A 13,139-nucleotide genomic window follows, 5' to 3' on the forward strand; every position below is an offset into this window, starting at 1 on the left:
CAAGAGGAAACGGATTGGCGATGATCGCGAGGTGATCAAGAAACAATCAATGATTGTGTCGCGATTGTGTCCGCGGAATCGTCGCTGCAATAATCTCACGCGATCCGCAGCGTGGGCTCACTTCCTTCCGTCTCCGCAAAACCCGCCTGCAAAACCTCCTCGCGCTTGTGGCGCAGATGCGCACGCAGGATGTGCGAGAGGCCGGCGCCGTCGCGCCGCTGCAGCGCGTTCAGGATCGCCTCGTGCTCCTTCACCGCGAGCGCCCAGCGCTGCGGCGTCATCGGCGTGACATAGCGCGCGCGGCGGATGCGCGCGGTCACGGAGGCGTAGAGCCCCGCGAGCGCGGGATTTCCGGCCGCGGCGACGATGGCCTCGTGGATGGCGCGGTTGCCGCGATAGTACTGGATCAGATCGCCCTCGCGATAATGCCGCACCATCTCGTCATGGGCTGCTGCGATCGCGCCGATCTCGGCGTCGCTGATGCGCTCGCAGGCGAGCTCGCCGGCGAGGGCTTCGAGGCCCTGGCAGACCTCGAACAGGTCGCGCATGTCCTTGTCGGTCAGTTTTGCCGCGCGCGAGCCGCGATGCGGCAGCAGCTGCACCAGGCCTTCGGCGGCGAGCACCTTGAGCGCCTCGCGCAGCGGCGTGCGCGAGATCTCGAGCCGCTCGCACAGCTCGCGCTCGGGAATCCGCGCGCCCGGCGGGATCTCACCGTCGAGCAGGATGGCGCGGATGCGGCCGACGACCTCCTCGTGAAGCATTGGGACCCGAGCTCCAGTTTGAATGCAAAAACGCTGTAATCGGTCGAAATCTGGAAGTTCCAGCTTGCTAAGCGCAAATTTTGCATTCAAAAATGTAAAAAACAAGAGGATATGAGGAAATGGACCTGGCTGCGGAGGCGGACGACCTCGTTTTTGAATGCAAGGATGGCATCGGGCGGATCACCTTCAACCGCCCGCAGGCCCGTAACGCCTTCACCTTCGCGATGTACGAGCGCCTCGCGGCGATCTGCGAGGCGGCCGATCGCGACCTCGCAATCAAGGTGCTGGTGCTGCGCGGGGCCGGCGACAAGGCCTTCGCCTCCGGCACCGACATCAACCAGTTCCGCGAATTCAGAACGCCGCAGGACGCGATCGACTACGAGACCCGGATCGATCGGGTGCTCTCGACGCTGGAGCAGTGCCGCGTGCCGACCATCGCCGCGATCAACGGCTTTTGCACCGGCGGCGGCGCCGGCATCGCCGCGGCCTGCGACCTCCGCATCGGCACGAAAGCTGCGAAGATCGGGTTTCCCATCGCGAGGACGCTCGGCAATTGCCTGTCGATGTCCAATGTCAGCCGTCTCACCGCGCTGATCGGCGCCGCCCGCGTCAAGGATCTGATCTTCACCGCACGTCTGGTCGACGCCGCGGAAGCCGCCAGCGTCGGACTGCTCGGCGAGGTCGTCGACGATCTGGCCGCGCTGGACAGGCGCACTGAGGAGGTCGCCCGGCTGCTCGCCAGCCATGCGCCGCTGACGCTGAATGCGACCAAGCAGGCGGTCGCCCGCCTGCAAAGGCGGCTGACGTCGGACGAGGGCGAAGACCTCATCCTGATGTGCTACACGAGCCAGGACTTTCGCGAAGGGCTCGATGCTTTCCTCAACAAGCGCGCGCCGCAATGGCGCGGCCAATAGGACGGGCCAATGCAAAGTTCACAATCCACGTCTCGCCGTTCGGGACCGCTGGCCGGCCTCAAGGTCATCGATCTCACCCACGTCATGGCGGGTCCGACCTGCACCCTGATGCTCGCCGACATGGGCGCCGACGTCATCAAGATCGAGAAATGGCCGAACGGCGATGACACCCGTCACTCTGTGCCGCCGAAGATCGGCGAGGAGGCGGCCTCCTTCCTGATGATGAACCGCAACAAGCGCGGCATCGTGCTGGACCTCAAGACCGACGGCGGCAAAGAGGTGCTGCGCCGGCTGATCGCGGATGCCGACGTGCTGGTCGAGAATTTTGCGCCGGGCGCGATGGAGCGCCTCGGCTTCGGCTACGAGGAGCTGCACAAGCAGTTTCCGGCCTTGATCTACTGCTCACTGTCCGGCTTCGGCCGCACCGGCCCCTACAAGCACCGCCGCGGCTTCGATCTGGTGGCGCAGGCGATGAGCGGCATCATGAGCTTTACCGGCGAACGCCCGGATGGTCCGCCCGTCAAATGCGGCCCGCCGCTGTCGGACATCACCGCCGGCCTGCTCGCGAGCATGGGCATTCTCGCCGCCTACACGCATCGCCTCAAGACCGGCGAAGGGCAGTGGGTCGAGACCTCGCTTTACGAGGCCGCGCTGGTGCAGACCTATTGGCAGTCCACCATCGCGCTCGCCGCGGGCACCGCGCCGCGCGCGATGGGCTCGGCCCATCCGCTCAACGCACCGTATCAGGCGTTCGAAGCCTCGGACGGCTGGCTCGTGGTCGGCGGCGCCAACAAGAAGCATTGGCTGTTGATGCTGGAAGCGCTCGGCGCGAGCGAGCTCGCCGCCGATCCACGCTTCGTCAACGGTTCCGACCGCATGGCGAACCTGAAGGAGCTCGAAGCCGTCCTGAGCGAGCGCTTCCGCAACCAATCGCGGGCGCATTGGCTGGCGGCGCTGGACGAGAAGGGCGTGCCGTGCGGGCCCGTGCATGACATGCTGGAAGCCCTGAGCGACCCGCAGACGCTGGCGCGCGAGATGGTCGTCGAGGTCGAGCACTCCACGCTCGGCCCCGTGAAGACGATCGGGCTTCCCGTGAAATTCTCAGGCACGCCCGGCAAGGTGCTGTCAGGCGCACCGGTCTATGGTGAGCACACGCGAGAGGTTCTGGCCGAGTACGGGTTCGACCAGACGCAGATCGAAGCGCTCGAAAAAGAAGGCGCAATCGTTTCGGCCCTGAAAAGACGCGAGGAACGCGTCGCCTGACCGGACGTCGATACGACAACAACAAAAGACAAAAAATCAGCTGGAGGAAATCATGGGTCGGACGTCAACATTTCTGCTCCCCGCAGCCGTAACCGTGCTTGCCGGCACCATGCCGGCGCTCGCCGCCTGGCAGCCGCAAAAGCCGATCGAGTTCGTCGCCACCGCCGGCCCCGGCGGCGGCACCGACAATCTCGCCCGCGCGGTGCAGAACATCATCACCAAGCACAAGCTGACGGAGCAGCCGATCGTCGTCGTCAACAAGGGCGGCGGCAGCGGCGCCGAAGGCTATGTCTACGGCAAGGCCTCCGCGGGCGATCCCTACAAGGTGATCTTCGGCACCTCCAACGCCTGGCAGCAGCCGCTCGTCTCCAAGGTCGCCTTCAACTACACCGATCTCACCCCGATCGCGGCGATGGCGCAGGACGAGTTCCTGCTGTGGGTCAAGCAGGACGCGCCCTACAAGAATGCGGGGGACTATCTGAAGGCGGCTGCATCAGGCGAATTCAGGATGGGTGGCGCGCAGTCCAAGGACACCGACGAGGTGCTGACCCGCATGATCGAGAAGGCCGGCAAGGTCAAGCTGACCTACATCCCCTTCAAGAGCGGCGCCGAGACCGCCGTGCAGCTCGCCGGCGGCCATCTCGACTCCCACGTCAACAATCCCAGCGAAAGCCTCGGACAATGGCGCGGCGGCACGCAGCGACCGCTCTGCGTGTTCAGCCCGAAGCGGTTGCCGCAAGGGCCCAAGGTCACCGCGACCGAAGGCTGGAGCGACGTTCCGACCTGCGTCGAGCAGGGCCTCGACATCAAGCAATATGAGCAGCCGCGCACGGTGTGGCTGCCCGGCAAGGTCACGCCGGAGCAGGCCGCGTTCTACGTCGACCTCATGAAGAAGGTGCAGGCGACGCCGGAATGGAAGGACTACATCGAGAAGACCTCCCAGGTCGACACCTTCCTGACCGGCGCCGAGTTCGACAAGTTCATCAAGGAGGACCTCGATCACGTCAAGCAGGTCGCGGGCGAGCAGGGCTGGCTCGTCAAGTGAGGCGGGGCTGGTGCCACAATCTCCACTGTCGTCCCGGCGAAGGCCGGGACCCATACCGCGTGATCTATCGAGGAGCGTTGGTGGTGGTACCGACGTGGCGTCGAGTCTTCGCCAAATGCCTCCCTGGGGTTATGGGTCCCGGCCTTCGCCGGGACGACACTTGATGGCTTGGAAAACGCGTGCGTCATTCACCGGCCGCTGCACGCCACCTGACTGGAGCCCTCCATGATCTCGCGCCGCGCGCTTGAACTTGCGACCGCAATCCTCACCGGCAGCTTCGGTGTGGCCGTCGTCGTCTCCAGCCTCGACAACGGCATCGGCTGGTCGAGCGCGGGCGTCGACGCCGGCACGTTCCCGTTCCTGACCGGAATCATCGTCGTGCTCGGCAGCCTCTACAATCTGGTGCGGGGCCTTGTGCCGGCCGCGACGCTCGCAAACGTCCCCATCGCGATCACGCCGACGGAGCTACACCGGCTCGCCGGCCTGTTCGTGCCGGCCGCGATCTTCGTTGCCGCGATCCCGCTGCTCGGGATGTATCTCGCCTCAAGCCTCTATGTCTTGGCGGTGCTGGCGATCCCCCGGCACCAATCCGTGCCGCGTGCGCTGGCCATGGCGGCAGCCACGGCGCTCGCGCTCTACGTCGTGTTCGAGCGCATGTTCCAGGTGAGCCTGCCGCATGGCGCGCTCGCATCCGCGCTCGGTTTCTGAGGGAGCGGCGCGATGGAAAATCTCCAGGAGCTCCTGCACGGCTTCACCATCGCGGTCACCGTGCCGCATCTCGTCCTGATGGCGGTCGGCGTGCTGCTCGGCATTCTCGTCGGCGTGCTGCCGGGGCTTGGCGCGCCGAACGGGGTATCGCTGCTCTTGCCGCTCACCTTCGGCATGCAGCCGGTGTCGGCGATCATCCTGCTCTCCAGCATGTATTGGGGCGCGCTGTTCGGCGGCTCGGTTACCTCGATCCTCTTCAACATTCCGGGCGAGCCGTCGTCGGTCGCGACCACCTTCGACGGCTATCCGATGGCGCGCGACGGCCGGCCGACCACGGCACTCGCCACCGCCTTCGGCTCGGCGGCGTTCGGCGCGCTGATCGGCGTCATCCTGATCACCTTCCTCGCATCCTGGGTGGCGCAGGTCGCGCTCGCCTTCGGGCCGCCGGAGTACTTTGCGGTCTATTTCCTGGCCTTCGCCAGCTTCGTCGGCATGGGCGGCGCGGCCCCGATCAAGACCGTGGTGGCGCTTGCGATCGGCTTTGCCATCGCCGCCATCGGCATCGACACCGTCTCCGGCAGCGTCCGCCTCACCATGGGTGTCGACGAACTCGTCAAGGGCGTGAGCTTCGTCGTCGCGGTCATGGGTCTGTTCGGCATCGGCGAGCTCCTGGTCGCGGTTGAGGAGGAATTTCATGCCCGCGCCGTCTCTTCGAAGATCGATTGGCGCGAGGTGTTTCGCGCCGTCGGCCGCCTGCCGCGCCATGCGCTAGCGCTGCTGCGCAGCGCCGCGATCGGCTGCTGGATGGGGATCACGCCGGGTGGCCCGACCGCGGCCTCCTTCATGAGCTACGGCATCGCCCGCCGCTTCTCCCGCCGCGGCCGATATTTCGGCACGGGGGAGGTGGAAGGCATCATCTCGCCCGAGACCGCCGATCACGCCGCCGGCACCAGTGCGCTGTTGCCGATGCTGTCGCTCGGCATTCCCGGCTCGGCCACCGCGGCCGTCATGATGGGCGGGTTGATGATCTGGGGCCTCAATCCCGGGCCGATGCTGTTCGTCGACCAGAAAGACTTCGTCTGGGGCCTGATCGCCTCGATGTATGTCGGCAACATCGTCGCCGTCGCGCTGGTGCTGCTGACCGTCCCGGTCTTTGCCGCCCTGATGCGGATTCCCTTCGTCGTCATCGCGCCGCTGATCGTGATCATCTGCGTCGTCGGCGCCTATTCGGTGTCGAACTCCTATCTCGACGTCGTCATGATGCTCGGCTTCGGCATCGTCGGCTATCTCTTCAAGAAACTGTTCTATCCGCTGGCGCCCCTCGTGCTCGCCATCGTCATCGGCGACAAGGCCGAGGATGCATTCCGGCAGTCGATGCTGCTCTCGAAGGGATCGCTCGGGATTTTCTTCGCAAACAAGCTGGTGACGTGCCTGATCGTCGGTGGCATCGCGCTGCTCCTGCTGCCGCTTGCATTGCAGCTCGCGCGCTTGCTGCGCAAGCCAGCGCCATCCACCGGTGAGACGACAGTCCAAGAGACAGTTCCAGAGAAGGTGATCATATGACCGCAAAGCCGCTCATTGCACTCGCGATGGGAGATCCCGCCGGCATCAGCCCGGAGCTGACGGCCAAGCTGGTGGCGGACGTCGATATCGGTGCTCGCTGCCGCGTCGTCGTGATCGGCGACCGCCGTATCTTCGACGAGGGCGCGCGCATCGCGGGTGTCAGGCCGGACCTGGGCATGGTGGAGCAGGGCGCCGATCTTCGCGCAGCGCAGGGCGATGCGCTGTTTGTCGATCTCCACCACCTCGCTCCACAAGAGGTCGAGCCGAAGACCGCCACCCTTGCCGGCGGAAAATTCGCACTGACCAATTACCGTCACGCGCTCGAGCTCGGCCGCGACGGCCGCGTCGATGCCGTCTGCTTCACCCCCTTCAACAAGCAGGCGATGCGGCTTGCCCGCGCCGAGTATGACGACGAGATCGCATTTTCCGCGGAGGTCGTCGGCCTCAAGACTCCCGCAAGCGAATTCAACGTGCTCGACCGGCTCTGGAACGCACGCGTCACCTCGCATATTCCGCTGAAGGACGTCGCTGCAAACCTGTCCAGCGAACGCATCCATCGTGCGCTCAAGCTGACCGATGCCTGCATGCGCAACGCCGGCTTCGCCCGGCCGCGCATTGCGGTCGCCGGTCTCAACCCGCATGCCGGTGACGGCGGCAATTTCGGTCGCGAGGAGATCGACGTGATCGCGCCCGTGGTCGCGGCCGGACAGCGCGAGGGCATTGCTGCCGAGGGACCATTCCCGGCCGACACCGTGTTCTTGCGCGCCAAGGCCGGCGCCTTCGATGCCGTGCTGACGATGTATCACGACCAGGGCCAGATCGCGATGAAGCTGATGGGTTTTGACCGCGGCGTGACCTTGCTCGGCGGCTTCCCTTTCCCGATCTGCACGCCCGCACACGGCACCGCCTACGACATCGCGGGACAAGGCATCGCATCGATCGGCGCCAGCCGCGCCGCGCTGCTGCTGGCGGCGGAGATGGCAGCGCGCCGCACGAGGGTCTGATATCTCGCCGCAAAACGCGACCTCACCCTGAGGGCCCGCCATAGGCGGGCGTCTCGAAGGATGCGCCGCAGACAAGCTCTCCGCTACGTTTTGCCAGTCGTCTCCGGGAAAAGCTAGGGCAGAAGCGGATATCACCCAGCTGACAATCTCCCCGAAACCGTCGAAAATGCGCCAAAGCCGACATCGGCCCTAGCCGAAGGGCAATGCCCTATGCTTTGATAGGTTGGACGGATCTACCGATCTCGGGAGGCCGTTTTGACCGACAATCGCGTGGAACGGCGGCTCGCGGCAATTTTGGCAGCGGATGTTGCCGGATACAGCCGCCTGATGGGTGCGGACGAAGAAACGACCCTGCGGACCCTGGACGCGTACCGTCGCACGATATCCGACCTCATATCTGAACATGCGGGGCGCATTTTCGGATCTGCCGGAGACAGCGTGATCGCAGAGTTCAGCAGCCCGGTGCAGGCCGTGCGCGCCGCAGTCGCCATCCAGCGCGCGCTTGCTCGCCACAACGCCGATCTCCCGAGCGACCGGAGGATGGAACTTCGAATAGGCATCAATCTCGGCGACGTGATGGTGGACAACGACAACCTGTTCGGTGACGGAGTAAACGTTGCTGCACGGTTGCAGGGCGTTGCTGACCCCGGCGGAGTTTGTATCTCCGGTGCAGTCCGCGATCAGATCGAAGGCAAGCTGAAGTTTCCGCTTATGCCGATCGGACAACGATCGCTTAAGAACATCAGTCGTCCGGTTTTGGTCTACTCCGTGGATTGGCGACCTGAGCATCCGGTAGCCACAGGAGTGTTGGGCGGTGAACTCTCGCTGCCGGACAAACCATCCATTGCGGTGCTCCCTTTCTCTAACATGAGCGGCGATCCCGAGCAGGAGTATTTCGCCGATGGCATCACAGAAGACATCACTACCGCCTTATCCCATCACCGATGGTTTTTCGTCATCGCGCGAAATTCGACGTTCGTCTATAAAGGGCGAGCCGTCGATGTGAAGCAGGTCGCTCGCGAACTCGGCGTGCGGTACATCCTCGAAGGAAGCGTAAGAAGGGCTGGTCAGCGGGTGCGGATCACAGGCCAGCTAATCGAGGCGGAAACCGGCAATCACCTGTGGGCTGAGCGGTTCGACCGCGACATGGCCGACATTTTTGCCATCCAGGACGAGATCACCCAGAGCGTGGTCGGCGCGATTGAGCCCGAGATGCTGCTTATGGAAGGGAAACGAGCCTTTCGCAAAAGCATCGGCAACCTGGACGCGTTCGATTGCTGCATGCGTGCCATGTGGCATTTTTCACAAATGACTCCCGAGAACCAGGACCACGCAGTTGCTCTGCTGCGGCATGCGATCAGTCTTGATCCTACTCTTGCCCAGGCACACATGTGCCTTGCACGCACGCTCAATAGTCGGATCTGGCACGGCTGGACTAGCGAAGTCGCAAGCGACGCGTCCGAGGCTCATGCGGCTGCGATGCGCTCGGTTGCGATCGATGATCGCGACCCCTACTGCCACTATGCGTTGTCTTGGACGAGCTTGGTGATGCGAATGCATGCGCAGGCGCTCGCGGAGGCGCAGCGTTCGATCGACCTCACCCCGAATTTCGCGCTCGGGTTTTTCGCCCTTGGTCTGGTCCGGATCTATATCGGACACTTCAGAGAAGGTCTCGACGCTCTGCTGAGTTGCCTTCGCCTAAATCCGAACGATCCTCAAGCCGGCGCTTTTCTCAGCTTCATCGCGCTCGCCCATTATCATCAGGAGAATTACGAGGAGGCGGTCCATTATAGTCAGCTTGCAATCCGCACGCGCCGTTTCCACCTGGGGCTCAGGATCCTGCTCGCAAGTTTTGGTCAACTCGGACGCGAGCAGGAAGCGCGACCGTTGGTCCATGATTTCATCTGTCGGGCGGCGAACCCGCAGCAGCTGTTCGATATTACGACCCCCTACCTTGACCTGAAGTACCGGGAGCACCTCGCAGACGGCCTGCGTCGTGCAGGCGTAACAAACCCGCACTGCTAGGCATTTGGTGGAATGCGGTTGAGCCTGTTGAGGCAAACGGCGCTCTGCCACAGGGCAAAGCAGACACTCCGAAAACGCAACTTTGCGCCACGCCGGTAACGGCGGGTCCGGTTTTGGCCCGTTTGAGACCTGCCCATCGATTCATAGATTGTCCGCTTGTCGGGGAAGACTGGAAGCGCCCGCCGCTCGGTCAAACGATGCGAATGATCCATAGGCGACTTCAGTCTCCTGAGTCGCGAAAACGCGGCAACATTTCTTTTGTAACCGGTCTTTCGGCTCGTTAGATTAAATTCCGTGGGGCTTCCAAGAAATAGGAGCTAACCATGTCACGTCTCGCGCGAATTGCACTCGCGCTCTTGCTGGCGACGGTGCAACTTCCGGCAGCATTTGCGCTGGACAATCCACCAGCGACCATTTCTCAGGAGCTTGTGCCATTCTCGTCGGATGAGGGGCTTGCGCGGCTGGCCCGCTCAACTGCGAAGGTGGACTTTCCCGCCCTTGCCAATCAGTTCGAAGCGGAGTCGAACGGCGCGTTTTGTGGACCCGCGTCTGCCGCAATCGTGCTCAACGCCGTTCGAGGTCGGAGCCCTGATCTGCCGCGGGACCGGAGCCGATTACATTCAGAAGACCTTAAATACATTCCGAGCGCCTACGACCCCACGATCCCTCGCTTCACACAGGACAACGTGATCACCAAAGGCTTGAAGACCCGCGCGCAAGTTCTCGGCGAACCAATGACGGTCAATGGAAAACAGATCCAGGACTTCGGCTATCAGGTCCGTCAGCTCGATGAGATGCTGAGGGCGAATGGTCTTACGACCCGGCTTGTCATCGTTGATGACAGCAAGCCCGAGCAGGATATTCGGACTGATTTACTTGAAAACCTCAAGCGTCGGGGTGACTATGTGATCGTCGCCTACCAACGCAAGGCTGTAGGCCAACAGGGCCCCGGACATATCTCGCCGCTTGGCGCATACGACGCTGAATCCGACTCGGTCCTTGTCCTTGACGTCAATCCTGCGAGCGCTGGCTGGGTGTGGATGCCAACTGCGACCCTCGTTAACGGTATGCGCACGTTCGATACGGTTGAGAATCGCGGGTATATTCTTGTTGAGACCCCTTGAGGCGTTCCTCACTTCACGTCGATGAAACGGAAACTTCCGCAATTGGCCCATCGCGACATACTGCGCCGCCGCACTAACTTGGTCGCTATAGGGGCAAGCGGACGTAGTCCCAGTCGCATCGCGCCGCCGGGTTTATAGGTACTCGCCTAGAAACTTCCGCGGTCGCGCCGAGTTGCCGGTCCGGTGAACGCCTCCATCCCGGAGCTGGCACATGGGCGATGGCGTGTTGCGACGGACGATGATGAGCGCCCGGTCGGCCGATCGCGCCCGGGTATTCTGCATCGCTCTGATCCTTGTTCTGGCGGCAGCACCCGCGTTCGCGGCCGAGATGACCGCGGACGCCATCAATTCCTCCGAGCCCTCGAAGAAGACGCTCTCGAACGAGAAGCCGACCCCGGCGGGCGTGCGGCTGGAGGTCCTGCTGGACAGGGCGCATTTCTCGCCGGGCGAGATCGACGGCAGGTTCGGCGAGAACGCGAAGAAGGCGCTGCGCGCCTATGCGGAAGCCCGCCAGTTGCCGGGCTCGGACGTGCCGACCGAGGAGATCTGGAACGCGCTGCGGGCGGACGAGCGGCCGGTGACGCTGACCTATGCCATCACCGAGCAGGACGTGGCGGGTCCGTTCCTGAACAAGCTGCCGTCGAAGATGGAGGACATGAAGGACATCCCGAAGCTCGGCTTCACCAGTCCGCGCGAGGCTCTCGCCGAGAAATTTCACATGAGCGAGCAACTTCTCGCGGCGCTCAATCCCGGGCGCCGTTTCGACCGGGCCGGCGACACCATCGTTGTCGCCGACACCGCGAGCACAGGCGAGGGGGCGCCCGCCAAGGCCGACAGGGTCGAGATCGACAAGGTCAGGCAGATCGTCAAACTGTTCGACAAGTCGAATGCGCTGATCGGAGTCTATCCGGCGACCGTCGGCAGCGAGGACAAGCCGTCGCCGTCAGGAACGCTCAGGATTACCGAAGTCAGCAAGAATCCGTTCTATCGCTACAATCCCGCTTATCGCTTCAAGGGCGTCCGGTCCCGCAAGCCTTTCACGATCAAGCCCGGGCCGAACAACCCGGTCGGGACGGTGTGGATCAATTTGTCCGCCGAAGGCTACGGCATTCACGGCACGCCGTCGCCGGACAAGATCTCCAAGGCGGAATCCCACGGCTGCGTACGTCTCACCAATTGGGACGCCGAACGTGTCGCCGGCAGCGTCGCGAAGGGCACACCAGTCGCCTTTGTCGAGGGCGCCAAGTGAGGGGCCAAGTGAAGGGCCAGGTGAAGGGGGCGCTCACGCCGGTCGTCAGCAGGTCAACGCGTTGCGTTTTCTGATTTCGGAATAATGGCATAATGCCACTGTTTTGCCCGACGAGTCAAAGCGAGGCTTGAGCGCGGAAAAAACACCAGTGAGAACAACGCCCGGCTACTGTGCATGGGGTTGTTTCGCGAGTTTTTTTGATTGGGCGACCTTTAGGCCCCGCAGACGATCACGCCGTACCAGCCGAGGCCGCGATAGGTCTCGTAGCCGGGCGTTGCATGGAAGGCGACCATCGTGCCCGAGCGGTCCTGATAGAATCCAGAGCGCTGGCCGTTCAGCGACAGCGAGATGCGCTCGCTCAAAATGCCCTGGCCGTCGGAGGCGGCGATGACGCGGAAATTCGAGTCGACCAGCAGCACGCGGGCCTTGTCGATGTCGCCGACGCGGACGCCTTGCACGATGGCGCGGGCCTGCGGCTCCCAGTCGAAATGGATGGCGAGCACGCCGATCGGCGCGCCATTGGCCTGGCCGCCGGCGCGGACGCTGGCGCAATAGGTCGCGACCTGCGCATTGCCGAGCAGCGGCTGGTTCTCGACGTCGCCGGCGACATAGTCGTCGCCGGAGCGCAGGGTGCGCGCCTCGCGAAACCATTTGGTGTGGGCGACGTTCTGGCCGACGACGCGAAAACGGTCGGCGCGGCCGTTGGCGATGACGTTGCCGTCGAGGTCGCAGAGCCAGAGGTCGAGATAGACGGTATAGGCGCCGAGGATCACGCCGAGGCGCTGCGAGGCATAGGTGACCGCTGCCGGCGCGGGCGAGGCCGCGCAATCGACCACGGCGGAGTCGGTCGCCCACCAGCGCACGTCGCAGGTGCGCTCATAGAGATTGCGGTCGATCAGCTCGACCGCGTTGAGGGACAGGTCCACCATGCGCTCTCCGCGCGAGCGCTGGCTCATGCGGTCGATAGAAGCGACGAGGTCGCCGGTCCGTTTCGTCAGCTGGGTCTCGAGCTCGCGTGCGATGGTCTCGACCTGCTGGCCGACGCCGCGCACCTCCTGCGCCACCACCGCGAAGCCCGCGCCTTGTGCGCCGGCGCGCGAGCTTTCGATCAGCGCGTTCAGCGCCAGCATCTTCATCTGGTTGGTGATCTGCTGGATCGCCTTGGTCTTGTCGACCGCGATCTGGTTGACCTCCGCAGTGAGGCGATTGATCAGTGCGGAGATGTCGGAGTCATCGTCGGCAGGTTCGGTGGCGATCGGCTTGGCTTTCAGACCCAGCGCAGCAGACATCGGGGACTTCCCTTGGCAATGAGGCCAGATCTGCAATGAACCCGGAACAAAATCACGTCAGATCGAATACGATTCTTTTTCGAGGATTCCGCCTAACGCCTGCTTAATTTGCTGTTCGGCGGAATGCCTAAATGGTAGTCACTCCGGCCTCCCGGCCGGCCATCCACCGCTTTGTGCGGCCCGGCCGTTGCAAA

Annotated in this window: 11 protein-coding genes; 9 read left to right on the top strand and 2 right to left on the bottom strand. The window is 63.6% G+C overall.

Going from position 1 to position 13,139, the window contains the following annotated elements; all coding sequences use genetic code 11:
* Window positions 1-95 precede the first annotated feature (95 nt).
* On the bottom strand, window positions 96-761 hold the full coding sequence (locus JQ592_RS29525; RefSeq protein WP_211406292.1) for a GntR family transcriptional regulator: 666 nt from the start codon (window positions 759-761) through the stop codon (window positions 96-98).
* Window positions 762-880: 119 nt separating this feature from the next.
* On the opposite strand from JQ592_RS29525, the gene JQ592_RS29530 reads away from it, so the two are divergent.
* From JQ592_RS29530 to JQ592_RS29570, 9 genes are all read left to right on the top strand, one after another.
* Window positions 881-1,675, top strand: a complete 795-nt coding sequence (locus JQ592_RS29530; protein ID WP_211406293.1) for an enoyl-CoA hydratase/isomerase family protein — start codon at window positions 881-883, stop codon at window positions 1,673-1,675.
* 9 nt (window positions 1,676-1,684) lie between these two features.
* Window positions 1,685-2,938, top strand: a complete 1,254-nt coding sequence (locus JQ592_RS29535) for a CaiB/BaiF CoA transferase family protein (RefSeq protein ID WP_211406294.1) — start codon at window positions 1,685-1,687, stop codon at window positions 2,936-2,938.
* Between the two features lie 52 nt (window positions 2,939-2,990).
* On the top strand, window positions 2,991-3,983 hold the full coding sequence (locus JQ592_RS29540; RefSeq protein ID WP_211406295.1) for a Bug family tripartite tricarboxylate transporter substrate binding protein: 993 nt from the start codon (window positions 2,991-2,993) through the stop codon (window positions 3,981-3,983).
* A 225-nt stretch (window positions 3,984-4,208) separates the two neighbouring features.
* Complete coding sequence (locus JQ592_RS29545) at window positions 4,209-4,691, top strand: tripartite tricarboxylate transporter TctB family protein (RefSeq protein ID WP_211406296.1); 483 nt, start codon at window positions 4,209-4,211, stop codon at window positions 4,689-4,691.
* 12 nt (window positions 4,692-4,703) lie between these two features.
* Window positions 4,704-6,254, top strand: a complete 1,551-nt coding sequence (locus JQ592_RS29550; protein WP_211406297.1) for a tripartite tricarboxylate transporter permease — start codon at window positions 4,704-4,706, stop codon at window positions 6,252-6,254.
* A complete protein-coding gene (locus JQ592_RS29555) occupies window positions 6,251-7,258 on the top strand; it encodes a 4-hydroxythreonine-4-phosphate dehydrogenase PdxA (protein WP_211406298.1) in 1,008 nt (335 codons plus the stop codon). Before JQ592_RS29550 ends, JQ592_RS29555 begins: the two co-directional genes overlap by 4 nt.
* A gap of 255 nt (window positions 7,259-7,513) precedes the next feature.
* Window positions 7,514-9,283 (top strand): adenylate/guanylate cyclase domain-containing protein, encoded by a 1,770-nt coding sequence (locus JQ592_RS29560; RefSeq protein ID WP_246820752.1) that lies wholly within the window; start codon window positions 7,514-7,516, stop codon window positions 9,281-9,283.
* Between the two features lie 323 nt (window positions 9,284-9,606).
* Window positions 9,607-10,407, top strand: a complete 801-nt coding sequence (locus JQ592_RS29565) for a phytochelatin synthase family protein (protein ID WP_211406299.1) — start codon at window positions 9,607-9,609, stop codon at window positions 10,405-10,407.
* Between the two features lie 241 nt (window positions 10,408-10,648).
* Window positions 10,649-11,656: a L,D-transpeptidase family protein gene (locus tag JQ592_RS29570; protein WP_211406401.1), complete on the top strand. Its 1,008-nt coding sequence runs from the start codon at window positions 10,649-10,651 to the stop codon at window positions 11,654-11,656.
* Between the two features lie 212 nt (window positions 11,657-11,868).
* On the opposite strand, the gene JQ592_RS29575 is transcribed toward JQ592_RS29570, so the two are convergent.
* Window positions 11,869-12,945 (bottom strand): methyl-accepting chemotaxis protein, encoded by a 1,077-nt coding sequence (locus tag JQ592_RS29575; RefSeq protein ID WP_211406300.1) that lies wholly within the window; start codon window positions 12,943-12,945, stop codon window positions 11,869-11,871.
* Window positions 12,946-13,139 lie beyond the last annotated feature (194 nt).

Origin of the sequence: Bradyrhizobium iriomotense, assembly GCF_018129405.1 — a bacterium.
Classification (GTDB): Bacteria; Pseudomonadota; Alphaproteobacteria; order Rhizobiales; family Xanthobacteraceae; genus Bradyrhizobium; species Bradyrhizobium iriomotense_B.

Excerpts from the sequence above, each read along its gene's own strand:
- JQ592_RS29530 (WP_211406293.1), top strand. The coding sequence starts at position 881 with ATGGACCTGGCTGCGGAGGCGGACGACCTCGTTTTTGAATGCAAGGAT.
- JQ592_RS29545 (WP_211406296.1), top strand. The coding sequence starts at position 4,209 with ATGATCTCGCGCCGCGCGCTTGAACTTGCGACCGCAATCCTCACCGGC.
- JQ592_RS29535 (WP_211406294.1), top strand. The coding sequence starts at position 1,685 with ATGCAAAGTTCACAATCCACGTCTCGCCGTTCGGGACCGCTGGCCGGC.
- JQ592_RS29570 (WP_211406401.1), top strand. The coding sequence starts at position 10,649 with ATGAGCGCCCGGTCGGCCGATCGCGCCCGGGTATTCTGCATCGCTCTG.
- JQ592_RS29525 (WP_211406292.1), bottom strand. The coding sequence starts at position 761 with ATGCTTCACGAGGAGGTCGTCGGCCGCATCCGCGCCATCCTGCTCGAC.
- JQ592_RS29565 (WP_211406299.1), top strand. The coding sequence starts at position 9,607 with ATGTCACGTCTCGCGCGAATTGCACTCGCGCTCTTGCTGGCGACGGTG.
- JQ592_RS29550 (WP_211406297.1), top strand. The coding sequence starts at position 4,704 with ATGGAAAATCTCCAGGAGCTCCTGCACGGCTTCACCATCGCGGTCACC.
- JQ592_RS29540 (WP_211406295.1), top strand. The coding sequence starts at position 2,991 with ATGGGTCGGACGTCAACATTTCTGCTCCCCGCAGCCGTAACCGTGCTT.
- JQ592_RS29575 (WP_211406300.1), bottom strand. The coding sequence starts at position 12,945 with ATGTCTGCTGCGCTGGGTCTGAAAGCCAAGCCGATCGCCACCGAACCT.
- JQ592_RS29555 (WP_211406298.1), top strand. The coding sequence starts at position 6,251 with ATGACCGCAAAGCCGCTCATTGCACTCGCGATGGGAGATCCCGCCGGC.